Consider the following 21,401-nt stretch of genomic DNA (forward strand, 5'->3'; position numbering starts at 1 on the left):
GTCTGCTAACGACCCTCGTGCACCTTGCATGCACAAGACCCGCAGACCACCGTCCACATGTCCCTTCATCTCAACCTACAATGTCAAAGAGCCGCGAAAAACCGGCGCCCCGTCAAACTCCATTTTACCGGAGCGACGCTGGCACCTGATCTAGCGCTGACCGATGGGGCGTTCCAGCGAGTGGCCCGCCCCGTCGAGAAGTCGGCTTATATGGGCGGTCCAACATGCCGTCAACGAGAAAATGCAAAAAAGTGCGAGGGTGGCGGAACCGATCCCATGTAACTGAGACGACGCCGGATTGTCACCGGACCGTCACCAGCCGCACCTAGCCCCGCCGCAACGGCCAAACGCCGCACCAACGACATACTGGGGACTTATCGTGAAAAAGCACGTGCTCGCTTGCACGGCCGCTATGGCCATCTGTCTGGCGGCGCCCGCCGCGCTGGCGCAGGAGGCGGCGGCGCCGCAGGGCGCCGATACCGCGGCGGACGATATCATCGTCACCGGCTCGACCCGCGCCGAGCGCCGCTTCGACGTCTCCTACGCGATCAACTCGGTGTCGCAGGAGGAGATCCAGCGCATCGCGCCGCTCAACACCGCCGACCTGATCGGCCAGCTGCCCGGCTTCCAGACCGAGTCGACCGGCGGCGAGGTGCAGAACATCTACCGCATCCGCGGCCTTCCCAACGACGGCGGCTTCGTCAGCTTCCAGCAGGACGGCCTGCCGCTGTTCCACGAGAATGACGGCTTCTTCTTCCGCGGCGACGCGCTGATCCGCCCGGACCTGATGACCGAGCGGCTCGAGGTGGTGCGCGGCGGCCCCGCCCCGGTCTACGCCAGCTACTCGGGCGCGATCGTCAATGCGGTCACCTTGACCGGGCGCGACGAGTCGCGCGGCAAGGCACGCGTGACGCTCGGTGACACTGGGCTGTACCGGCTCGACGCGGTCCAGTCGGGCAAGCTCGACGACAGCACGCACTACGCGATCGGCGGCTTCCTGCGCTACCACGACGGCTATCGCGACAACGGCTTCCCCAACGACCGCGGCGGCCAGATCCGCGCCAACCTGACCCATGACACGGGCACCGGCACGCTCAAGGTCAGCACCAACTACGTCAACGACCACAACGTCTTCTACCTGCCGATCCCGACCGCGGACCCGCGCGACCCGAGCCGCTCGCTCGATCGCTACATCGATTATTTCAGCGGCACGATGAACTCGCCCGCGCTGCGTGACGTGAACCTGAAATACCGCGACGGCGCCGGCGTGATCCAGGGCCGCTCGAGCGACCTCTCCACCGGGCGCCACATGCAGATGTTCAACGCCGGCGTGCAGTATGACACCGACCTCGGCGACTGGCTGATCTCCGCCAAGGCGGGCTTCACCAAGGGCCGGCTCGACTTCACCGCTTTCTACTCCACCACCAACCCGAGCGACGGCGCAACCTTCGCCAACTCCTACCTCGCCGCCTCACGCACCGCCTTCGGGCCGGTCGCGTCGATGGGCTATGTGCTCGCCGGGTCCAGCACGGTCTACGACCCCTATGCAGCCTCCGGGCTGGTGGTGCAGGGCCAGTATCGCGATATCCACTCGCGCTTCTACTCGGCGCAGGGCGACTTCAGCGTCGCGCGCGCGTTCGACACCGCGATCGGGCGGCACGACCTCAAGGTCGGCGTCTATGCCAGCGCCTATGGCGCCAGTGCCGAGTCGATCTACCAGAACTATCTGATCGAGGTGGCAGGCAAGCCGCGCACGCTCGACCTGGTCGCTTACTCCGCGACGGGCGCCGTCCTCGGCCGCGTCACCGACAGTGGCGCGCTCAACTATGCCGCGACGCTCACCAAGGGCGACGCCGACGCCAAGATGGTCGCGGTCTACGCCAACGACACCTGGGAGGTCGTGCGCGGGCTGCGGGTCGACGCAGGCATTCGCCACGAGCGCTACGACTATGCCGGCTATGCCGCCAACACCGCGCAGTACAATCTCGGCGATGCGACCACGCTGGCGGACAACACCACGCGCGGCTTCACCGGCACCATCACCAACCGCACGCTCAAGCCCAACATCACCAACTGGACCGCGGGCGTGAACTACGACTTCACCCGCCATTTCGGCATCTACGCGCGCGCCTCGCACCTCGAGACGCCGCCGTCGATGCAGGTGACCTACACGATCAACCCGACGATCATCACCACCAAGGCCGACCAGTATGAGGTCGGCGTCAAGCTCCAGTCGGGCGGCTCCTACCTCTACGCCACCGGCTTCTACACCAACTTCGACCCGCTCAACGCCTCGTTCCTCGCCTTCGACCCCACTACCGGGCGCAACGACGTCAACGTGCCCTTCATCGGCGAGGCGCAGATCAAGGGGGTCGAGCTCGACGGCCTGCTCAAGGCGACCGACTGGTTCCAGCTCAACGCCGCGCTGACGGTGAGCAGCCCCGAATATCGCAACTTCCGCAGCAGCACCGGCGCCGACCCGCAGGCCGCCGAGGGCAAGCAGATCGTGCGCGAGCCCAAGGTCTACGGCAACCTGCGCCCGACCTTCCGCTTCGCCGCCGGCGACACCGACGTCGACCTGTACGGCCGCTGGAACTACATGGGGAAGCGCTACGTCGACATCTACAACAACACCGCGCTGCCGTCTTATTCCACCTTCGGCGCGGGCGTGACCGCGACGCGGGGCGACTGGCAGGTGCAGGTGGTCGGCGACAATCTCACCAACGCCAAGGGGCTGACGGAGGGCAACACGCGCACCGACAATCTCAGCGGCCAGGGCACCGCCAACGCCATCTATGGCCGCCCGATCTTCGGGCGCAACGTGCGGCTGGTGGTGACCCGCTCGTGGTGAGCGCGCGCGCGGTCGCGCTGCTGCTCGCGGCGGCGGTCCCGCTCGTCGCGGGCGCACCGGCGCGCGCCTCCGCGGCGCCGGTGCGCGACCGCGCGAGCGAGGCGCTCGCGGTGCGGCTGTTCCCGCTGCTCGCACGGCCCGGCGCGGGCGCGGTGCCCGAGCCGCTGCGTCGCGCTCGGGCCGCGCGGGTAAGCGCCTGCGGCGACGATGCCGCCTGCGTCGCGCGCGCGTCACGCTGGGAAGCGGCGGAGATCGACTCGCTCGCCGCTGCGGCCGCCCCGCGAGCCACCGCCTCCCCCGCCGTGGCCGACGATGGCGCGGCGGCGCAGCTCGGTCGCGAGCTGCGCGGCGTCACCGCGATCCTCGACACGTATGCGTTAGGCGTCGTACCGCGCTACCCGGCGATCGACGGACCCGAGGTCCCCCCCGACAGCGCCGAGGCGAAGACGCGGCTGCGTGCGGCGGTGGCGCTCGCCGCCACCCCGCGCGCCGGCGCGCTGGACCCCGGCGTCGAGCTCGCGCTGGCGCTGCTCCAGACCAACGACCGGACCGACGCGGTCCGCGATGACGCCATCCTCGACGCCGCCGCCCGCCGCCGCGCCCGGACGCTCGACTGGTCGCACTATCGCTACACCGCGCTGATCGTCACGGGCGTTGGCCCCGAGGTGCCCGACATGCCGCTGAGCCCCGGCGGCCAGTATCACGTCCGGCTCGCCGCCGAGCGCTATGCCGCGGGCGACGCCGCGCTGATCATCGTGAGCGGCGGTCGCGCCCACCCGCGCGCGACCCGCTTCACCGAGGCGGTGGAGATGCGCCGCGCGCTGATCGAACGCTACGGCGTGCCCGCGGAGGCGATCGTGCTTGAACCCTATGCCCGCCACACCACCACCAACCTACGCGACGCGACGCGCGAGCTGGTCGCGCTCGGCGCCCCGCTCAACCGCCCCGCGCTGATCGTCTGCAACCCCGAGCAGAGCCGCTACATCGAGGGCGCCGCTTTCGCCGAGCGTAACCGGCGCGAGCTGGGCTATCTGCCGGGCGCGATCGGCCCGCGCCGCTCGCCCAGGACGATCGAGTTCCGCCCGGCGCGCGAGTCGCTCCGCGTCGACCCGCTCGACCCGCTCGATCCCTGACCCGGGCGTCCCCAGAGGCTGATTCATCCAAGCCGACCCGTGCTCCCGCGCACGCGGGAGCCCAGACCAGCGCGGCAGGCCGAAGCGTCGGACTCCCTGAGCTCCGGCGTTCGCCGGAGCACGCTGCCGCTTCAGATGAGCGGGGTCAGACGCTAGCCGACCGCCTTGATCATGCCGTGCATCGTCAGCCAGCGCGCGAAGGCGTCGAACCAGCCGGTGCTGGTCGTCGTCTTGGGGTACATGCCGAAGCCGTGACCGCCCTGCTCGTACAAGTGGAACTCGACCGGTCGCTTGGCCTCGCGCCAGCGCTCGATCAGCCCGAAGCCGCCGTTGGCGAAGAAGGGATCGTCCGCCGCCAGCGCGACGAACAGCGGCGGCGCCCCCGCCGGCACCGTCACGCCAGTGAGCGGGCCGTAGATCGTACCGATGAAGGCGGGCTTGGCGTCGCTCGGCGTCAGCGTCGTCGCCAGCGTCAGCATCGCGCCCGCCGAGAAGCCGACCATGCCGATCTTGCTCGGGTCCACGTGCCACTCGGCGGCTCGGCGTCGCACCAGCGCGAAGGCGGCGCGCGAGTCGGCGAGCTGCGGCGCCAGCTGGGTCGCCATGGTCGCGGCATCGGGGCGCGGCGGGCGCGCCGCGGTGCCCGAGAACATCGCGCGCATCGACTCGGCGAAGGCGTTCATCTCGGCCGGCGTCTGGTTGAGCCGGTACTTGAGCACGAAGGCCGCGACACCGCGCGCGGCGAGCGCGCGCGCCACGTCATAGCCCTCGTTGTCCATCGACAGCGTGCGAAAGCCGCCGCCCGGCGCCACGATCACCGCCGCGCCGCTGGCGCGTGCCGGATCGGGCAGGAAGGGCGTGAGCGTCGCCTCGGTGACGTTGCGGGTGAAGGTACTGCCATATTGGCGGAACCAGGACTCCTTCACGCTGGCACCGGGCAGCGCGCCGGTGCCGAGCGGTAGCGCTCCCTGCTGCGCCGGCGTGGCGATCGGCGTCATGACATCGTCCTGCGCCGCGGCGGGCAGGCTGAGGGTGGCGGCCAGCGCGAACGTCACGCTCAGGCTTAGCCGCAGGCTTGAGATGGCTCTCATGGCACGGCGCATGTGTCTCTCCCATGTTATCGTTAACACGGACGCTATGCCGGGATGTTGCGGGAGTCCAGCGGTGTAAGTCCCCTTCTGGCTTCGGCTTGCGGCGCGTTCCGAACCTCTGTCATCCCAGCGCACGCCGGGATTCATCCGTCCGCGTACCCAACGGTTCCTGAATACGGCACAGTGGATCCCGACCTGCGCCGGGATGACGGCGGGAGAAAAGGCGCGGCCGCGGCTCGGCATGCGCGCCGCGCTACCCCCGCCATCACCGCGGCTGACACCCACCCCCGCGTTGCGCTAAGCCCGTGCGATGTCGCACCAGCGCCACGTGCTGATCGTCGGCGGCGGGACCGCCGGGTGGCTCACCGCCGCCTATCTGGCGCGCGCGCTCGGCGCGGGAGTGGCGGTGACGCTGCTCGAATCGCCCGAGATCGGCACGATCGGCGTCGGCGAGGGCACCTTCCCGACGATCCGCGAGACGCTGCGCTTCCTCGGCATCGACGAGGCCGCCTTCGTCCGCGCGGCTGGCGCCACCTTCAAACAGGGCGTGCGCTTCACCGGCTGGCAGCCCGACCATGACGGCGCGCCGCACAGCTACTTCCACCCCTTCGACGCGCCCTTCCAGCCCGAACCCGGCCTCGTCGCCGACTGGCTGCGGCACGACGAGACGGTACGCGCGCCGTTCGCCGAGGCGGTGACGATCCAGCACCAGGTCGCCGCCGCGCGCCGCGCGCCCAAACAGCCCGGCGAGGGCGACTTTACCGGGCCGCTCACCTACGCCTTCCACTTCGACGCGGTGCGCCTGGCCGCGCTACTGGCAGAGCGGGCGCGCACGCTGGGAGTCCGGCACCTGAGCGGCCGGCTCCACGACCTGGTGCTCGCCGAGGATGGCACGATCGCGCGGGTCGAGAGCGACTCCGGCACGCTCACCGCCGACCTGTACGTCGACTGTACAGGGTTCCGCGCCGAGCTGATCGGGCGCCTGCCGGGCGCGCGCTTCCACTCGGTCGCCGACCAGCTGTTCACCGATCGCGCGCTGACCTGCAAGCTGCCTTACGCCGCGCCCGACGCGCCGATCGAGAGCGCCACCGTCGCCACCGCGCACGCCGCCGGGTGGCTGTGGGACATCGGGCTGGCCGGCGCGCGCGGGATCGGCTGCGTCTATGCCAGCCGCTACCTCGACGACGCGGGCGCCGAGGCGGTCCTCGCGCACTATCTCGGCCGCGACCTGGCCGAGCTCGCCCCGCGCCGCATCGCCTTCGCGCCGGGCTGGCAGGAGCGCGCCTGGATCGGCAATTGCGTCGCGGTCGGCCTGGCAGGCGGGTTCCTCGAGCCACTCGAGTCGACCGGCGTGGTGCTGATCGAGGCCGCCGCCGCGATGATCGCCGAGCTGCTGCCGCCACGCGGGCCCGTTGATCGCGGCGCGGCGCGGTTCAACGCGTTGATGGCCGAGCGCTACGAGAACATCGCCGCTTTCCTGAAGCTGCATTATTGTCTCAGCCGCCGCCCCGAGCCGTTCTGGCGCGACAACGCCGATCCCGCGACGCTGCCGCCGCGGCTCGCCGCCTGGCTCGAGCAGTGGCGGCACCGCCCGCCGAGCCGCTTCGACTTCCAGCTCGAGAGCGAGACCTTCGCCCACTTCAACTATCAGTACATCCTCTACGGCATGGGCTTCGCCACCGACGCGGGCGCGGCCGACGCCGCCGCCGCCGCGCGCGCCGAGCGGCTGTTCGCGCGGGTCCGCGCCTATGGCGAGCGCGCCGCGCGCGAGCTGCCGCCGCACCGCGCCCTGGTCGAGCAGCTCGCCGGCACCGCGCTCAGCCCCGCGCGAACAGGCTCCTGAGCCACAGCGGTCCGCCGCGCGCGGCCTCGCGCCAGTCGAGCGCCTCCTCGCTCACGCCCGGCACGTAGCGCCACGGGTCGATGGTGCGCACCTTGCTCCCACGATAGCGCCCCGGATGCGACGTCGCGATCGCGAGCCGGTGCTCCAGCGCGGTCGCGGCGAGCAGCGCGTCGCGCGGCTCGGCATAGCCCAACGCGGCGGCACGACGCGCCACCGCGGCATCGACCGCGAGCACGCGCCCGTCGAAGGCACGCGGCACGATCTCCTCGGCCCAGCCGCGCGCCGCGGTGGCGGCGGCCTTGTCGACGCGCTCGATCTGCACCGCCGCGGTGACCAGCTCACCGATCGTCAGCGCCGAGACGAACAGGGCAGTGCGCGCCTGTGCCGTCGCCCAGGCTGCCACTGCCGGGTCGCACGTCCCCGCCTTGGCGCCGCGCAACGCCCAGACCAGCTCGGTGTCGAGCAGGTGCATCAGCGCGCCCAGCGCGTGATCGCGCGCCAGTCGGGCTCGACCGTCACCGGCTCGGGCGCGGCGAGCTGGTCGGCGAGCGTGTCTCCCTGGCCAGCGAGCTGCCGAAACGACTCGAAGCTGAGCAGGACATGGGTCGGCCGGCCGCGATCGGTGATGAGGACGGGCTCCTGCGCGGCGAGTCGCTTGGCCTGGCTGACGTCCTGGTTGAACGCGCGGCTTGATAGCGTGCGCATGAGCCTACCTCTTCCCGTCGCAGGTTGGTTCGAAGGCAGCGAGCGACGTAGGCACGTTACTACATCGTGGCCACGCCGCAACGCTTCCCGCTCGTTGCCGGAAAATCGCGGCGACGGCGCACGCTATGCCTTGCGCGTGCGGCCACACCGGCCTCTTCTCCGCACGGCGAGAGCGGGCGCGTGCCCGCCGGGGGGAGGACAGGATGAGCGACTGGCTGGCAAGCCTAGGGACGACGGTGGCGAACGTGCTCGAGCCGCATGGGCCCGCCACCTCGGCGGCGGCGCACAGCTACGCGCCGGGCGATTTCTCGATCCACTTCTTCCTCCAGCTCGCGGTGATCCTGGTGGCCTGCCGGGTGGTCGGCTGGCTCGGCCAGAAGCTGCTCGGCCAGCCGCAGGTAGTGGGCGAGATGATCGCGGGCGTGGTGCTCGGGCCCTCGCTGCTCGGGCTGCTCTTCCCCGGCCTGCAGGGTGCGATCTTCCCTAAAGAGACGAAGAACGTGCTCTACGCCGGCGCGCAGCTGGGCGTGGGGCTCTACATGTTTCTGGTCGGCACCACGCTGCGGCTCGACCATTTCCGCACCAAGGCGCGCAGTGCCTCGTTCGTGTCGATGGCGGGGATCGCGGCGCCGTTCCTGATCGCGGTGCTGATCACCCCCTTGCTGCTCGGCGTGCCCGGACTGTTCGCGCGCGGGATCAGCCAGGCCAATGCGACGCTGTTCCTCGGTGCCTGCATCGCGCTCACCGCCTTCCCCATGCTGGCGCGGATCATCAACGAGCGCGGGCTGGCGGACAGTTCGCTCGGCACGCTCTCGCTCACCGCCGGCGCGTTCGACGACGCCTGCTCGTGGTGCGTCCTGGCGCTGGTGCTCGCCACCTTCGGCGGCGGCGCGGGCGTGGCGATCCTGGCGATCGGCGGCGGGCTGCTATGGGCGCTGTTCGTGGTGCTCGCGGGGCCGCGGCTGCTCGCCCCGCTGGCGCGCAAGGTCGAGCGCGAGGGCGAGCTGAGCCTCACCAGCTTCGCAATCGTGATGATCGCCTTCTGCTGCTCCGCCTTCCTGATGGACGTGATCGGCATCCACGCGATCTTCGGCGGCTTCATCCTCGGCGCGGTGATGCCGCGCGGGCTGCTCACCGCCGAGATCAAGCGCAAGCTCGAGCCGCTGACGGTGGTGCTGCTGCTGCCGATGTTCTTCACCTATTCGGGGCTGAACACGCGGATGGACATGGTCAACTCGGTCGAGCTGCTGCTGATCGCGCTGGGCGTGCTGGCCGCCTCGGTGATCGCCAAGGGCGGCGCCTGCTATCTCGCCGCGCGGCTGTCGGGCGAGGACAATCGCACCGCGCTCGGCATCGGTGCGCTGATGAACTCGCGCGGGCTCATGGAGCTGATCATCATCAACATCGGGCTGCAGAAGGGGATCATCGGCCCGACGCTGTTCTCGATGCTGGTGCTGATGGCGATCGTGACGACGATGATGGCGAGCCCGCTGTTCGAGCTCTTCTACGGCCGCCGCGGTCGCAAGAGCGGCGAGCTGGCGCGACTCGACCGAAGCTACGCCGAGGCGGGCTGAGGCTGCGCCTCGAAGCTCGCCACGTTGGGTCAGGCGCGGCGGCACGGAAGATAAGGCGGCGCAACGGGCTAGGCCATGGCGGCGCGGCAGGGGTGCAGGACTAGCGCGGCTCTAATCTTGAAGCAGGACGAGGGCACGGCGACACCGCCGCCATGCAATGCCCTCCCCTCTCGCTCTCCCTGCCCGCGATCGGCGAGAGGCGCCCGTGGTGAGGGGCGTCGCACGCAAGTCGCGGCGGCTGCTGCAATGGGTCGCACCGATCGTCGCGGCGCTGCCGATCCTCTACTATCTCGGTGGCGTGCTGCTGAGCCTCGGCGCGTTCGCGCCAGCCGGCGTCGCGGGCCTCGGTGCGTTCGACCTCACCGAGGTGGCGACCGCCGGCTGGCTCAATCTCGGCCCGACGCTGCTGATCCTCGCGGCGGTATGGGTGATCGCGGCGACGCTGGTCTGGCCGATCTCGGCATCGCTGACCCGCGGCCTGGCCGAGCGGGCGCCCCGCTCCAGCGTCTTCGCCGCCGAGATCATCGGCATCGCCTTCTGCGCTTATGCCATCGCCTCGGTGGACGGCGTGTTCCAGCTGCTCATCGCGGTGTTCGCGACCTTGATCATCGTCGCGCTGGCGGCGGCGCAGCTGACCCGGAGCGAGACGGTGATGCGGGCGCGGGTCCGCCCGCTCGGCTGGTTCCTGCTGTGCTTCAGCGCGACGATCGGACTGGTCGCGCTCGGAGAGGCGGCGTCTCCCTTCGGCGTCAGCACCCCGGCCCGCGCGGCGGCGCTGTTCGCCACGCCGTGGGGACAGCGCTGTGTCTATCCGGTGCTGATCGGGCGCGCGCGGTTGCTCTACGTCGACGGCGAACGCCTCTTCCTCTCCGACTATGAGAGCCGCAGCGTGATCCAGGTCGGGCAGGTGCCAGCCGGAGTTGCGCTCAGCCGTCACGTGCCCGTCTGCGCGCGCCTGACGCCCGTCGCGCCGGCGCGCTGACCGCGCTCAGTCACGCACGAGCACGTCCGGCCCGATCGCGGCGACGTCGGTGCAGCCAGTGAGCGCCATCGCGACGCGCATCTCGGCCTCGATCAGCGCGAGCATGCGCGCCACCCCCGCCTCGCCGCCCGCGGCGAGCGCATAGGCCCAGGCGCGGCCGAGCAGCACGCCGCGCGCGCCGAGCGCGAGCATCCGCACGACGTCGAGCCCGGTGCGCACGCCACCGTCCGCCAGCACGGTGAGCCGGTCCCCCACCGCCGCCGCGATCGCGGGCAAGGCGCGCACGGTCGAGGGCGTGCCGTCGAGCTGGCGGCCACCGTGGTTGGACACCACCAGCCCGTCCGCGCCGAGCGCCGCCGCCTCGCGCGCGTCCTCGGCGTCGAGAACGCCCTTGAGGATCAGCGGCCCCTCCCATTCTTGGCGCACCCAGTCGAGGTCGCGCCACGTCACGGTCGGGTCGAAATTGTCGCGCATCCAGCCGAGGAAATCCTCCAGCCCGCTGGAGTTGCCGAGCACCGGCGCGACGTTGCCGAGATGGTGCGGGCGGCCGTGGACGCCGACGTCCCACGCCCAGCGCGGGTGCCGCAGCGCCTGGCCGAAGCGCCGCGCCGCGCCGCGCCAGCCGCTCGCCCCCGCCAGCCCCGAGCGATAGTCGCGGTAGCGCGAGCCCGGCACCGGCATGTCCACCGTGAACACCAGCGCGCTGCACCCCGCCGCGCGCGCCTGGGCGAGCAGGTCGCGCATGAAGCCGCGGTCGCGGATCATGTAGAGCTGGAACCAGAAGGGCCGCGTCGTGCCGCGCGCCACCTCGTCGATCGGGCAGGCCGAGACGGTCGAGAGGCAGAAGGGCACCCCCGCTCTCTCCGCCGCGCGCGCCGCCTGCACCTCGCCGCGGCGCGCGTTCATGCCCGCCAGCCCGATCGGCGCGAGCGCCACCGGCAGCGCCATGCGCTGGCCGAACAGCTCGGTTGAGGGATCGAGCGTGCCGATGTCGCGCAGCACGCGCTGGCGCAGCGCGATCGTCTCGAGATCGGCGACGTTCCGCCGCAGCGTCGTCTCGCTGTACGACCCGCCGTCGATATATTCGAACAGGAAAGGCGGCAGTCGGCGCCGCGCGAGCGCGCGGAAATCGAGGGTGGAAGCGACGATTGTCATGGGGTTCGGGTTCACGAAGGCGGTGGCGCGCTGTAGCGCATAGGTGCAACCTGCATCCACTGGCGGCGGATGGCAACGTCCCGCGTGCCCGAACCGCTTCCTCCAGCCCTCGAGGTGATCACGATGAAACTCTGCCGCTACGGTGCGAAGGGCGCCGAGAAGCCCGCGCTGGTCGACGCCGACGGCGCGCTGCGCGACCTGTCGGGCGTGGTCGCCGACCTGACCGGCGACGAGCTCGCCCCCGCCGCGCTCGCGCGCCTCGCCGCGCTCGATCCCGCGACGCTGCCGCTGGTGGCAGGCACGCCGCGCTACGGCGTGCCGGTCGCGGGCTCGCAGAAGTTCATCGCGATCGGGCTCAACTATGCCGACCATGCCGCCGAGTCGAACCTGCCGATCCCGGCCGAGCCGGTGGTCTTCAACAAGTGGGTCAACTGCCTTCAGGGCGCCAACGACCCGGTGGTGATCCCGCGCGATAGCAGGAAGACCGACTGGGAGGTCGAGCTCGGCGTCGTGATCGGCACGCGCGCCAGCTATGTCGAGGAGGCCGACGCGCTCGATCATGTCGCCGGCTATCTCGTCGTCAACGACGTGTCCGAGCGCCACTGGCAGCAGGAGCGCGGTCCGACCTGGGACAAGGGCAAAGGCTTCCCCACCTTCGGTCCGGTCGGGCCGTGGCTCGTCACCGCCGACGAGGTGGGTGACCCGCAGCAGCTCGGCCTGTGGCTGTCGGTCAACGGGCAGCGCGTGCAGGACGGGTCGACGTCGACGATGATCTTCACCGTCGCGCAGATCGTCGCTTACTGCTCGCAGTTCATGACGCTGGAGCCGGGCGACATCATCACCACCGGCACGCCGCCGGGCGTCGGCCTCGGCCAGAAGCCGGAGCCGTGGTACCTCAAGGCCGGCGACGTGGTCGAGCTCGGCATCGAGAAGCTCGGCGAGCAGCGCCAGGAGTTCGTCGCCTGGTCGCGCGAGGCGATCGGCTAAGGTCCGAGCACCCTGCCGCTCCGGGCTCCCGCGTGCGCGGGAGCACAAGCGGCGCGCGACTCGATCCGTCATCCCGGAACAGGTCCGGGATGACGGAAGATGATGGGGGTTCAGCAACTCTCGCCGGGGTTCGGGATGACGCGCCATCCCGGCCGCCGGGTCAGAACAAGAAGCTGCGCAAAGAGCGCCGCGACGCCCGCGACGCTCCGCCGTCCCGCTATTTCGCCGCCCAGCGGATCGCGTTGGTCAGCACGCGCCGGTAGTTGGGATCATCGTAATTGGCCGCGTCATGGCCCAGCGCCGAGAAGAAGACATGCCCCTTGGCACGCGGGTTGACCCACATGATCGGGTGCTTGCCCATGCGCAGCTTGTCTCCGGTGCGGTAGCTCGCCTCGTCGACGCGGGCGAGCACGGTCATGCCATGCTGGCTGGGGTCGCCGCTGAACGAATACCATTCGTCGCTCGAGGTCCAGGGCAGCTTCACCCCCGCCATCACCGGGTGGCGCGGCTGGTCGACCAGGATCGTCGCGCGCTGGATGTGATCGGCCCCGTTGGGATGGCCGATGAACTCGGTGCCGATGATCGTGTCGACGTACCAGGGCCACTTGTGGCTGTTGTCGCCCGCGGCGTGGAGCGCGACCACCCCGCCGCCGCGCGCGACGAAGCGCTGGAACGCGGCCTGCTGCTCGGGGGTCAGGAACTCGCCCGAGGCGCTGTTGAGCACCACCACCGAGAAGTGCTTGAGCGCCTCGTCGTTGAAGACCGCGCCGTTCTCTGTCTGGAAGCTCTTCCGGCCGAGGCCGCGCGCGATGTCGGCGAGCACCTCGTTCGAGTGCGGGATATGCTCGAAATGCCGCCAGCCGTTGGTCTTGCTGACGATCAGCACGCCGCGCTCGATCCCGGCGGGCAGCGTCGGCGGGCTCGTGTCGAGCGTCGGCGCCGGCAGGTGCGGGTCGGGGGCGGCCTGCGCCAGTGCCAGCGCCCCGAGCATCGCGATCAGTCGCATCCCATCTCTCCTGTGCTAAACGTTATCGCGCCGGCGTCGCGGCCGTGCGTGCCTGGTCGATCTCGGCGCCCCACGGGTCGCGCGCCACCACCGTCTTCCCGTCGGCGGCGAAGTCCGCGATCGTGTCGGCGGCGCGATCGTAGCGCGGCCAGCGCGGCAGGCTGGCGCCGTTGGGATCACCTGTCTTGACGAAGTTGGCGAGATACTGCGCCATGGCATGCCCCATCGCGACGTCGCGCGGGCTGGTCTGCGCGCCATATTTGATCGCGGCATTATCGAAAAAGAAGGGGATGTCGGTGGCGTGCTGCGCGCCGGGCTTGCCGATCGCGCTCGCGACATAGGAGAAGCGATACGCCCACACCGGCACGCCCTTGTCGGCGAGCCGCGCGGCGGCATCGCGCCCGCCCGCGACCATATAGCCGGTGCGCCCGCCGATGTCGGCGCTGGTGGCGCCGATCAGCATCGGCACGCGCGCGAACCGGTCCTGATCATAGGCGGCGCCCATGTCGACCACCACCTTGCCGTCGATGAAGGGCCCCGAGTAGGTCGGCGCGGCGGGGTCACGCGGCGCCATCGAGGCAAGGTTGAGCCCGTCGACCACCTGCTCGCCCGGCAGCGCGCGCAGCCGCTCGAGCGCGTCGGGCGCATCGGGGTCGATGCCCTTGGCGCGTGCGAAGTTGGCGCCGACCCGCTCCGCGTCGGCCAGCGCCTTGCCGCTCGGGTCCGGGTGACCGTCACCGCCCGACATGGCGAAGGCCTGGTGGAACAGCCCGCGCGCCAGCGGCGAGGTGACGAGCTGGTGCACCGACATGCCGCCCGCGCTCTCGCCGACGATCGTCACCTTGGAAGGATCCCCGCCGAAAGCGGCGATGTTGCGTTTGACCCATTGCAGCGCCGCGATCTGGTCCATCGTGCCGTAATTCCCGAGCCGGCCGGCGTCGGCGTTGGCCTGGCTCAGCTGCGGCAGCGCGAAGCTGCCGAATCGGCCGAGCCGGTAGTTGAAGCTGACGAACAGCACGCCGCGCCGGGCCATGTTGGCGCCGGCATAGGTGGGCGGCGAGGCGCCGCCGTTGACGAAGCCGCCGCCGTAGATCCACACCAGCACCGGCAGCTTGCCCTTGGCGGCGGCCCGCTTCCAGACATTGACGTAGAGGCAGTCCTCGGACGGCGTGGTGCCGAGCGGCGCGGCGTCGCTGGGGAACGGCAGCTGCATGCAGTCGGCCGCGTAGCGTGTCGCGTCGCGGGCCGTCGTCCAGTGCGCCGCCGGCTGCGGCGCCCGCCAGCGCAGCGCACCCACCGGTGGCGCGGCGAAGGGGATGCCCTTCCAGCTCGCGATGCCGTCGCTCACCGCGCCCCGGACAGGACCGGCGTCGGTACTGACCGTCATGCCCTGCTGCGCCAGCGCCGGCGCGGCGATGAGCAGCGCGGCCAGCGCCGCGGCGATCGGCTTGGTCATCCGTCTTCCTCCCCTTCGCGGCCGGATCTTGCCCGGCGCGCACCCTACCTTCCCCGCCGCGGCGGCGACGTCAACTGGCGCCACCGCGACCGACCGCCTCGATCACGACAAGCCCGTCGCTTCGCGAGGCACTTAGCGTGGTGGTTACCGCGTCGTTAACCGTGGCCTTAAGACTCTGTTAGGACTTTTATGACAGATCGTCTGTCACAAACACAGCGATAGGAGAGCTGCCGTGGATGATCCGCGCAAGCTCAAGAACGAGCTGGAAGTGGCGGCGCGCATCGCGGGCTCGCTGACCGATATACGCGCCGCGCAGGAAGTGGAGCGCTACATGCGCGAGGTGGAGGCCAAGCTGCGCTTCCCGCCCCGCCCCAGCGCCGACGTGGTGATCTGATGGGCATCGCCGCTCCGATGCCGCTGAACGAGCCGCTGCGCCAGCGCGCGGTGGATGCGTGCGGCATCGTCACGCGCCCGCGCAACCCCGAGCTCCAGCGGATCGTCGAGGAAGCGGCGCGGCTGGCGCGCGCGCCGATCGCGGTGATCTCGGTGGTGGACCGGTCGCGGCAGTGGCTGGCCGCGCGCGTCGGCATCGACGGAGACGAGGGCCCGCGCGCCGAGTCCTTCTGCGGCCACACCATCCTGCGCCCGGGCGAGCCGATGATCGTCGCCGACGCGCGTGATGATCGCCGCTTCCTCGCCAACCCGTCGGTGCTGGGACATCCGCACATCCGCTTCTACGCGGGTGTGCCGCTGGTCGATCACGCCGGCTTTGCGCTGGGGGCGCTGTGCGTCGCCGACACGCGACCGCGGCTCGGCCTGTTTGACGTCTACGACCTGACTCATCTCGCCCGCCACGCCGAACGGATCATGGCGCTCTAGGCGCGGCCGGTCCGAACCTTCTGGCACCCGCCGCGGCGCGACGCGTTGGGATGGTGAAGGAGACGATCATGTCAGACGAACGCGAGGAACAGCCCGTCCTGTACGTGCCGGACAGTCCCAACGTCGGCGCCGCCGATCCGGACGCGGACAAGGACGACCCCAAGCGCGCCGCCAAGGACCGCGCCCGTGCGGATGACCTCGCCGCCAAGGTGGCGGTGGGCGACGAGCTGTCGGGCTATGAGAAGGTCGCCGGGCGCGGCGTCGTCGGCGAATAGACACCTGATCACCGCCGTCTCCCGCGAGGGGGAGGCGGCGGTAATCGCGTCAGGCGAGCGCCCTCAGGCCAGGATCAGCCCCTCGCGGTTCATCGCCGCGGTCACCGAGCGGTTCTGCTCGTCGCTGAGCTGCGCACGCAACGAGGGAAACAGCTCGTCTTCCTCCTCGCGCATATGCTCCTCGATCATCGCGCGGAACGCGCGCAGCTTGGGCAGCCAGGCTGGATCATCCTTGGCCATCGCGCCCAGCTCGAAGAAATACTGCTTCACATAGCCGTGCTCGTGGTTGAGCTGGTCCGCGCCCTCGGTGAGGCCGTGGTCGCGCATCTCGGCGTAGACGACATTCTCTTCCTGGAAGGCGTGCTTGGCGATCGAGTGCTTGAGCTGCGCGAGCAGCAATGTGCGCCGCTTGGTGGCCTTCTCGTCGGTCTTCTCCAGCGCGTCGAACAGCTTGAGCGCGGCGGCATGTTCGGCGGCCAGCGCCTCGTCCCATGGGCCAGCGAAGACGGTCGGCGCCTGCACCGCGGCCTTGCGCAGCAGATTGGCGGCCAATCCCGCGGCCACGCCGATCGCAGCGGTCAGGGCCAGGGTGCGGCCGCGTGCGGCCTGTGCGTCGCTCGTCGTGGTCATCGCTCTCGCTCCTGCTGATCGCGCTGGAACGACGGCGCTAAGTAGCTGTTCCGACGCGAGAAGTGATCGGCCGCCGTGTTGGCCCGGAAAGTGACTGATCGAGGTTGGCAAGCTCCGCCTGCGCTGCACGACAAGAGGAACCAGCATAAAAAACAGCGCGTTAGCTGGGCCCACGGCGACCTCGGCCGCCTCATGGGGAACATGAATGCTGGCGATGGACTATCGCGGGCCCTACCGGGTCCGTCTCACCGAGAAGCCGATGCCTCGCATCCTTCACCCGCGCGACGCGATCGTGCGCGTCACGCGCTCATGCATCTGTGGATCGGACCTGCACCTCTACCACGGCATGGTGCCCGACACGCGCGTCGGCAGCACCTTCGGCCACGAGTTCTGCGGCGTGGTCGAGGAGGTCGGCGCGGAGGTGGAGAACCTCGCCCCGGGCGACCATGTGCTGGTGCCGTTCAACATCGCCTGCGGTCACTGCCACTTCTGCCAGCAGGGTCTGTACGGCAACTGCCACGAGTCGAACCCGCAGGCGACCGCCGTCGGCGGCATCTTCGGCTATTCGCACACGGCGGGCGGTTATGACGGGGGGCAGGCCGAATATGTCCGCGTGCCCTACGCCGACGTCGGCCCGACGAAGATCCCCGACTGGATGGACCCGGACGACGCGGTGCTGCTCACCGATGTCGTGCCGACCGGCTATCAGGCCGCCGAGATGGGCGGAATCCAGAAGGGCGACACGGTCGTGATCTTCGGCGCCGGCCCGGTCGGCATCATGGTCGCGCGCGCCGCCTGGCTGTTCGGCGCGGGGCGCGTGATCGTGCTCGACATGTACGACTACCGGCTGGACTTCGTCCGCACCTATGGGCCGGCCGAGGTGTACAATTTCAAGGAGCTCGACGACGTCGTCGTGTTCCTCAAGAAGACGACCGACGGCCTCGGCGCCGATGTCGCGATCGACGCGGTCGGCGGCGATGCGCGGGGCAACGCCTGGCATTGGCTGTTCGGCACCAAGCTGAAGCTGGAGGCCGGCTCGGCGATTCCGCTGCACTGGGCGATCAATTCGGTGAAGAAGGGCGGGATCGTCTCGGTCGTTGGCGTCTACGGCCCGACCGGCAACATGGTCCCGATCGGCAATGTCGTGAACAAGGGCATCACGATCCGCGCCAACCAGGCCTCGGTCAAGCGGCTGCTGCCGCGGCTGATCGAGCACGTCCGCGCCGGGCGTATCGACCCCAAGGCGCTGATCACGCACCGTGTGCCGCTCAGCGACGTAGCCGACGCCTACCACCTGTTCGCCAACAAACTGGACGGCTGCATCAAGCCCGTGCTGGTGCCGCATGCCGGCTGAGGACCACATCATGGAGCGCACCCCCAAGACGCTGAGCCCCGCTCTCGCCGACCCCGCGACGATTCCTGGCTGGGGCGTCGACGCCGACGCGCGCAACGACCCGACCTATCCGATCCGCGACCAGTCCCGCGATCACGGGCTGACGCGCCGCTGGGATCGCCCGCCGGTGCAGCAGCCCGACGTCGAGATCCTGCAGTCGATCGAGCACATCCGCCAGCCGGCGGTGGTCGGCACCTCGGTGCCGCCGCGTGGGGTGAGCGGCGCGATGCGGCGCCTCGCCTTCCGCTGGAGCGAGTCGAACTGGCTGCACTGGCTGATCCTGCTCGGTGCCGACCGGGTCGACGTGGTCGAGGGCGTGGTGGAGGATCTGTCGCGCGGCACGTTGCCCAACGTGCCGGCGGAGATGGGCGTGGGCGCGGCGTGGCGGCACGATCGCGAGCGGCTCGTCACGCGATGGGCGCTTGCGGCAGGGACGATCGCGGTGGGTGGGGCAATCGCCGTGAACGTGCGGCGCGAACGCGCAGCGGCGAAGCGGACGGTGCTGCTGCCTGCTTCCTCGCACCGGGACGTTGGCGGCGCAGGCGACTGAGCGCCAGAGAGCGCGCGCTCCGTCAGATCTCGTCACCGGACTGCTCAACTCACGCGTCTTGTGGCCGAGTTCCGGCGAGAGGCGGAACCCGGGGTCAAGCAGAACAACGATCGATGCCGTGGCCGAGCCTGGGCTGCTGCGTTCGCAGGAGCACAGGCACGGGCGTCATTCCGACCCGACGAACCCTATTCTTCCACCACCCCCCGATCGCGCAACAGCATGCGAGCCGCCAGCTCACGCGCGCGGCCGCGCGGAAGCTCCAGCGCGCGCGCCATCGCCGCACCCAGCAGTGCGTCGCCGAGCGCCGCCAGCACCAGCTGGAGCGTCTCGTCGCGGATCGGCGCGTCGGGCCGCTCCTCGTCGCGGGCCAGCTCCTCGACCAGGTCGTGGATCGCGGTGAGCACGGGATCGAGCGCGTCGCGGTTGCCGGTGAGGATCATCCAGCTCGCCAGCGCCCCCGCCCCGCCCGCGCCGAAGGCATCGAACACCACGTCGACCAGCTCGGCCGGGTCGCGCTCGGCGCGCGAGCGGCGCACCGCGTCGCGGATCGTCGCGACGATCGCCGCCGCCATCCGCTCGATCAGCGCCTGCTGCAGTCCGTCGGCGGAGCCGAAATGGTGGAGCAGGTTGGCGTGGGTGCGCCCGACCCGCCCGGCCACCGCCTTGAGCGTGACCGCCTGCGGGCCATCCTCCAGCAGCAGCACGCGCGCCGCCTCCAGCGCCGCGTCGCGCGACGCCTCGGGCGTCAGCCGCCGGCGGGGAAGGGCAGCGGTCGCCCGCGGCATCGGATCGTGACCTGTCGAGATTGCGGAATGTTGCTGCCCTTGTGCCCGCTTCCGCGCCGAAAGCAACCGGCGATCAGGCCGCGATCGGCATGGCTCGCGCGGGATCGACGGCGAGGTCGAGCGTATAGTCGACGCACTCCACCTCGGCGTCGCGCGCCAGCGCGTACCGGCGTGAGCGCCCGCACTCGACGAAGCCGAGCTTGCGCAGCACGCGCCCGGAGCCCGGGTTGTCGGCATGGTGGTGCGAGTCGACCCGCGTCAGTCCCAGCGCATGGCGCGCGATGTCGAGCACTGCGCGCCCCGCCTCGGTGGCATAGCCGCGTCCCCACACCTCGGGCGTGAGCCAATAGCCCAGCTCCACCCCGCCGCGCTCGCCGCGATGCAGCCCGACGCCGCCGACCAGACGATAGGCGCCAGAGCGCTCTGCGATCAGGAAACGCGGCTCGCGCGGGTGCGGCTGCAGTGAGAGAAAGGCAGCCGCGTCCTCCTCGGCATAGGGCCAGGGCACGCGCGCCAGCCGCGACACCACCGCCTCGTGCGCGATCGCTCGCGCCAGCGCAGGGGCGTCCTCGAGCCAGCCCGGCCTGAGGGTGAGTCTCGGCGTCAACGCGAACATGCTCCGTCTCCTTGTTCGGGCCGCTGCCACAACCGGATGACGGTGGCGCGACACGCTGGGGCGAGGGAGCATGAAAAAAGGGAGCCGGGGCGACCCGTCTCCCTTGTTGGCTGGGTTCCGTGCTGCGGAACCCCGGGTCGCCCTGGTGGGCAACCCGGTTGGTTGCCCGATGTTACTCGGCCGCGGCCGCCATAATATCGACCGAGCAGAATTTACGGCCGAGCTTGCCCTCGTGGAACACCACGCGGCCGTCGACGAGCGCGAAGAGGGTGTGGTCCTTGCCGATGCCGACGTTGCGACCCGGGTAGAACTTGGTGCCGCGCTGGCGCACGAGGATGTTGCCCGCGATCGCTTCCTGACCGCCGAACTTCTTCACGCCGAGACGACGGCCGGCCGAATCACGACCGTTGCGCGACGAACCGCCTGCTTTCTTATGTGCCATTGCTCTTGCTCCTGCGCGCTACGGGATCAGCCGACCGACACGATCTTGAGGATCGTGTGGTTCTGGCGATGGCCGTTGCGACGACGATAATTGTGGCGGCGACGCTTCTTGAAGACGATCACCTTCTCGCCCTTGGCCTGGGCGACGATCTCCGCCGCGACGGTGAGGCCGTCGACCGACTTGAGATCCGCGCCCTCGCCCGCGAGCAGCACGTCACCCAGCGTCACCGACGCACCGGCTTCGCCCTCGATCTTCTCGACGACGATCTTGTCTCCGGCGGCGACGCGATACTGCTTGCCGCCCGTGCGCACGACTGCGAACATGGCTCTTGTCACTTCCCAAATTTCATAGCTCGCGAGGGCGTACCCTGCGAGAGAAGCGTGCGAGCTATGCGAAGCCTTCCGGCCTGTCAACCGATTCCGTGACCGATCGACGAAGCCGCGGCGTCAGTGGCGGTGCTGGCGCTTCAGCCCGTAACGGCCGCCATCCAGCCGATCGAACAGCCCGGCGATCGCGGGATGGTCGATCGGCTCATCGCTGTCGTCGTGCACCAGGTTCTGCTGGCTGACATAGGCGACGTAGCTCGACTCCATGTTCTCCGCGAGCAGGTGATAGAAGGGCTGGTCCTTGCTCGGGCGGAAATCCTCGGGGATCGAGTTGTACCATTCCTCGCTGTTGGCGAAGACGGGATCGACGTCGAAGATCACGCCGCGGAAATCGAGCATGCGGTGGCGCACCACGTCGCCGATCGAGAAGCGCGCGTGCGCGATCGGGGGCGCCACCGGCGCCTCGGCCTGAGCGATGATCGTGTGTTCGCTGGTCATCGCTACAATCTAGTGCGGAAATCGGCGCGCACAACAACAGACACGCTTGCGTCTGCCCCGCGACCGGGCTAGGGGCGCCGCTCGATCGCCGCCGGCGCGCCTCTCGCAGGCCCCGGTGTCCTCCGCGGAGAGGTGCCAGAGTGGTCGATTGGGACGGTCTCGAAAACCGTTGTGCCCTCACGGGTACCGTGGGTTCGAATCCCACCCTCTCCGCCACCTTCTCT

At 70.2% G+C, this 21,401-nt stretch carries 23 protein-coding genes and 1 tRNA gene; 12 read left to right on the forward strand and 12 right to left on the reverse strand.

Annotated elements, in window-relative coordinates; genetic code table 11:
- Positions 1-412 precede the first annotated feature (412 nt).
- Positions 413-2,851 carry a TonB-dependent receptor gene (locus tag FHY03_RS20145; RefSeq protein WP_183932226.1) on the forward strand — a complete coding sequence of 813 codons (2,439 nt, stop codon included), beginning with the start codon at positions 413-415 and terminating at the stop codon, positions 2,849-2,851.
- On the forward strand, positions 2,848-3,984 hold the full coding sequence (locus FHY03_RS20150) for a YdcF family protein (RefSeq protein ID WP_311722496.1): 1,137 nt from the start codon (positions 2,848-2,850) through the stop codon (positions 3,982-3,984). The genes FHY03_RS20145 and FHY03_RS20150 overlap by 4 nt, the downstream gene beginning before the upstream one ends.
- 152 nt (positions 3,985-4,136) lie before the next feature.
- Here FHY03_RS20150 and FHY03_RS20155 read toward each other — a convergent pair whose 3' ends face one another.
- The gene (locus tag FHY03_RS20155; RefSeq protein WP_260159513.1) at positions 4,137-5,075 is read right to left on the reverse strand and encodes an alpha/beta hydrolase; all 939 of its coding nucleotides are present in this window, start codon (positions 5,073-5,075) and stop codon (positions 4,137-4,139) included.
- 310 nt (positions 5,076-5,385) lie between these two features.
- Here FHY03_RS20155 and FHY03_RS20160 point away from each other — a divergent pair, with 310 nt between their 5' ends.
- A complete protein-coding gene (locus tag FHY03_RS20160) occupies positions 5,386-6,918 on the forward strand; it encodes a tryptophan halogenase family protein (protein WP_183932228.1) in 1,533 nt (510 codons plus the stop codon).
- Here FHY03_RS20160 and FHY03_RS20165 read toward each other — a convergent pair.
- Both FHY03_RS20165 and FHY03_RS20170 read right to left on the reverse strand, forming a co-directional pair.
- The gene (locus FHY03_RS20165; RefSeq protein WP_183932229.1) at positions 6,893-7,390 is read right to left on the reverse strand and encodes a PIN domain-containing protein; all 498 of its coding nucleotides are present in this window, start codon (positions 7,388-7,390) and stop codon (positions 6,893-6,895) included. The genes FHY03_RS20160 and FHY03_RS20165 overlap by 26 nt on opposite strands.
- Positions 7,390-7,623 (reverse strand): type II toxin-antitoxin system Phd/YefM family antitoxin, encoded by a 234-nt coding sequence (locus FHY03_RS20170; RefSeq protein ID WP_183926373.1) that lies wholly within the window; start codon positions 7,621-7,623, stop codon positions 7,390-7,392. Before FHY03_RS20170 ends, FHY03_RS20165 begins: the two co-directional genes overlap by 1 nt.
- Before the next feature lie 203 nt (positions 7,624-7,826).
- On the opposite strand from FHY03_RS20170, the gene FHY03_RS20175 reads away from it, so the two are divergent.
- Together FHY03_RS20175 and FHY03_RS20180 are read left to right on the forward strand one after the other, a co-directional pair.
- Positions 7,827-9,197, forward strand: a complete 1,371-nt coding sequence (locus FHY03_RS20175; protein WP_183932230.1) for a cation:proton antiporter — start codon at positions 7,827-7,829, stop codon at positions 9,195-9,197.
- Positions 9,198-9,405: 208 nt separating this feature from the next.
- Positions 9,406-10,179, forward strand: coding sequence for a hypothetical protein (locus tag FHY03_RS20180; RefSeq protein ID WP_183926378.1), 774 nt, complete (start codon positions 9,406-9,408; stop codon positions 10,177-10,179).
- Positions 10,180-10,185: 6 nt separating this feature from the next.
- On the opposite strand, the gene lldD is transcribed toward FHY03_RS20180, so the two are convergent.
- The gene (gene lldD, locus FHY03_RS20185; RefSeq protein WP_183926380.1) at positions 10,186-11,334 is read right to left on the reverse strand and encodes an FMN-dependent L-lactate dehydrogenase LldD; all 1,149 of its coding nucleotides are present in this window, start codon (positions 11,332-11,334) and stop codon (positions 10,186-10,188) included.
- 123 nt (positions 11,335-11,457) lie between these two features.
- On the opposite strand from lldD, the gene FHY03_RS20190 reads away from it, so the two are divergent.
- Positions 11,458-12,321, forward strand: coding sequence for a fumarylacetoacetate hydrolase family protein (locus FHY03_RS20190; RefSeq protein WP_183932231.1), 864 nt, complete (start codon positions 11,458-11,460; stop codon positions 12,319-12,321).
- Between the two features lie 217 nt (positions 12,322-12,538).
- Here FHY03_RS20190 and FHY03_RS20195 read toward each other — a convergent pair whose 3' ends face one another.
- Both FHY03_RS20195 and FHY03_RS20200 read right to left on the reverse strand, forming a co-directional pair.
- Positions 12,539-13,327, reverse strand: a complete 789-nt coding sequence (locus FHY03_RS20195) for a ThuA domain-containing protein (RefSeq protein ID WP_183932232.1) — start codon at positions 13,325-13,327, stop codon at positions 12,539-12,541.
- Between the two features lie 22 nt (positions 13,328-13,349).
- Positions 13,350-14,783: a carboxylesterase family protein gene (locus FHY03_RS20200; protein WP_183932233.1), complete on the reverse strand. Its 1,434-nt coding sequence runs from the start codon at positions 14,781-14,783 to the stop codon at positions 13,350-13,352.
- A gap of 232 nt (positions 14,784-15,015) precedes the next feature.
- Between FHY03_RS20200 and FHY03_RS20205 the strand changes: the two genes are divergently transcribed.
- From FHY03_RS20205 to FHY03_RS20215, 3 genes are all read left to right on the forward strand, one after another.
- Positions 15,016-15,177, forward strand: coding sequence for a hypothetical protein (locus FHY03_RS20205; RefSeq protein WP_183926388.1), 162 nt, complete (start codon positions 15,016-15,018; stop codon positions 15,175-15,177).
- Between the two features lie 17 nt (positions 15,178-15,194).
- Complete coding sequence (locus FHY03_RS20210) at positions 15,195-15,662, forward strand: GAF domain-containing protein (protein ID WP_183926391.1); 468 nt, start codon at positions 15,195-15,197, stop codon at positions 15,660-15,662.
- A gap of 68 nt (positions 15,663-15,730) precedes the next feature.
- Entirely contained in the window at positions 15,731-15,937 is a 207-nt protein-coding gene (locus tag FHY03_RS20215) for a hypothetical protein (protein WP_183932234.1), read from the forward strand.
- Positions 15,938-16,000: 63 nt separating this feature from the next.
- Here FHY03_RS20215 and FHY03_RS20220 read toward each other — a convergent pair whose 3' ends face one another.
- On the reverse strand, positions 16,001-16,567 hold the full coding sequence (locus FHY03_RS20220; RefSeq protein WP_183932235.1) for a hemerythrin domain-containing protein: 567 nt from the start codon (positions 16,565-16,567) through the stop codon (positions 16,001-16,003).
- Between the two features lie 205 nt (positions 16,568-16,772).
- On the opposite strand from FHY03_RS20220, the gene FHY03_RS20225 reads away from it, so the two are divergent.
- A complete protein-coding gene (locus tag FHY03_RS20225; RefSeq protein ID WP_183932236.1) occupies positions 16,773-17,921 on the forward strand; it encodes a zinc-dependent alcohol dehydrogenase in 1,149 nt (382 codons plus the stop codon).
- Positions 17,922-17,931: 10 nt separating this feature from the next.
- Positions 17,932-18,510: a hypothetical protein gene (locus FHY03_RS20230; protein ID WP_183932237.1), complete on the forward strand. Its 579-nt coding sequence runs from the start codon at positions 17,932-17,934 to the stop codon at positions 18,508-18,510.
- 185 nt (positions 18,511-18,695) lie between these two features.
- Here the strand turns inward: FHY03_RS20230 and FHY03_RS20235 are convergent, their stop codons facing one another.
- The 5 genes from FHY03_RS20235 to hspQ form a co-directional block, all read right to left on the reverse strand.
- A complete protein-coding gene (locus FHY03_RS20235) occupies positions 18,696-19,295 on the reverse strand; it encodes a TetR/AcrR family transcriptional regulator (RefSeq protein WP_183932238.1) in 600 nt (199 codons plus the stop codon).
- 73 nt (positions 19,296-19,368) lie between these two features.
- The gene (locus FHY03_RS20240; protein WP_183926403.1) at positions 19,369-19,911 is read right to left on the reverse strand and encodes a GNAT family N-acetyltransferase; all 543 of its coding nucleotides are present in this window, start codon (positions 19,909-19,911) and stop codon (positions 19,369-19,371) included.
- A 172-nt stretch (positions 19,912-20,083) separates the two neighbouring features.
- The gene (rpmA, locus tag FHY03_RS20245; protein WP_132910023.1) at positions 20,084-20,353 is read right to left on the reverse strand and encodes a 50S ribosomal protein L27; all 270 of its coding nucleotides are present in this window, start codon (positions 20,351-20,353) and stop codon (positions 20,084-20,086) included.
- A 26-nt stretch (positions 20,354-20,379) separates the two neighbouring features.
- On the reverse strand, positions 20,380-20,676 hold the full coding sequence (gene rplU / locus FHY03_RS20250; RefSeq protein ID WP_132910024.1) for a 50S ribosomal protein L21: 297 nt from the start codon (positions 20,674-20,676) through the stop codon (positions 20,380-20,382).
- 123 nt (positions 20,677-20,799) lie between these two features.
- Complete coding sequence (gene hspQ, locus FHY03_RS20255) at positions 20,800-21,177, reverse strand: heat shock protein HspQ (RefSeq protein WP_183926405.1); 378 nt, start codon at positions 21,175-21,177, stop codon at positions 20,800-20,802.
- A gap of 126 nt (positions 21,178-21,303) precedes the next feature.
- Here hspQ and FHY03_RS20260 point away from each other — a divergent pair.
- Positions 21,304-21,393, forward strand: a tRNA-Ser gene (locus FHY03_RS20260).
- The last annotated feature ends 8 nt before the right edge of the window (positions 21,394-21,401 follow it).

The sequence above is a fragment of the Sphingomonas sp. BK345 genome, assembly GCF_014193845.1.
Taxonomy (GTDB): Bacteria; Pseudomonadota; Alphaproteobacteria; order Sphingomonadales; family Sphingomonadaceae; genus Sphingomonas.

Coding starts and splice junctions, on each gene's coding strand:
- FHY03_RS20195 (WP_183932232.1), bottom strand. CDS start 13,327: ATGCGACTGATCGCGATGCTCGGGGCGCTGGCACTGGCGCAGGCCGCC.
- FHY03_RS20165 (WP_183932229.1), bottom strand. CDS start 7,390: ATGCACCTGCTCGACACCGAGCTGGTCTGGGCGTTGCGCGGCGCCAAG.
- FHY03_RS20240 (WP_183926403.1), bottom strand. CDS start 19,911: ATGTTCGCGTTGACGCCGAGACTCACCCTCAGGCCGGGCTGGCTCGAG.
- FHY03_RS20230 (WP_183932237.1), top strand. CDS start 17,932: ATGGAGCGCACCCCCAAGACGCTGAGCCCCGCTCTCGCCGACCCCGCG.
- lldD (WP_183926380.1), bottom strand. CDS start 11,334: ATGACAATCGTCGCTTCCACCCTCGATTTCCGCGCGCTCGCGCGGCGC.
- FHY03_RS20175 (WP_183932230.1), top strand. CDS start 7,827: ATGAGCGACTGGCTGGCAAGCCTAGGGACGACGGTGGCGAACGTGCTC.
- FHY03_RS20170 (WP_183926373.1), bottom strand. CDS start 7,623: ATGCGCACGCTATCAAGCCGCGCGTTCAACCAGGACGTCAGCCAGGCC.
- FHY03_RS20220 (WP_183932235.1), bottom strand. CDS start 16,567: ATGACCACGACGAGCGACGCACAGGCCGCACGCGGCCGCACCCTGGCC.
- hspQ (WP_183926405.1), bottom strand. CDS start 21,177: ATGACCAGCGAACACACGATCATCGCTCAGGCCGAGGCGCCGGTGGCG.
- FHY03_RS20160 (WP_183932228.1), top strand. CDS start 5,386: ATGTCGCACCAGCGCCACGTGCTGATCGTCGGCGGCGGGACCGCCGGG.
- FHY03_RS20235 (WP_183932238.1), bottom strand. CDS start 19,295: ATGCCGCGGGCGACCGCTGCCCTTCCCCGCCGGCGGCTGACGCCCGAG.
- FHY03_RS20155 (WP_260159513.1), bottom strand. CDS start 5,075: ATGAGAGCCATCTCAAGCCTGCGGCTAAGCCTGAGCGTGACGTTCGCG.
- FHY03_RS20210 (WP_183926391.1), top strand. CDS start 15,195: ATGCCGCTGAACGAGCCGCTGCGCCAGCGCGCGGTGGATGCGTGCGGC.
- FHY03_RS20225 (WP_183932236.1), top strand. CDS start 16,773: ATGCTGGCGATGGACTATCGCGGGCCCTACCGGGTCCGTCTCACCGAG.
- rplU (WP_132910024.1), bottom strand. CDS start 20,676: ATGTTCGCAGTCGTGCGCACGGGCGGCAAGCAGTATCGCGTCGCCGCC.
- rpmA (WP_132910023.1), bottom strand. CDS start 20,353: ATGGCACATAAGAAAGCAGGCGGTTCGTCGCGCAACGGTCGTGATTCG.
- FHY03_RS20190 (WP_183932231.1), top strand. CDS start 11,458: ATGAAACTCTGCCGCTACGGTGCGAAGGGCGCCGAGAAGCCCGCGCTG.
- FHY03_RS20145 (WP_183932226.1), top strand. CDS start 413: ATGGCCATCTGTCTGGCGGCGCCCGCCGCGCTGGCGCAGGAGGCGGCG.
- FHY03_RS20200 (WP_183932233.1), bottom strand. CDS start 14,783: ATGACCAAGCCGATCGCCGCGGCGCTGGCCGCGCTGCTCATCGCCGCG.
- FHY03_RS20215 (WP_183932234.1), top strand. CDS start 15,731: ATGTCAGACGAACGCGAGGAACAGCCCGTCCTGTACGTGCCGGACAGT.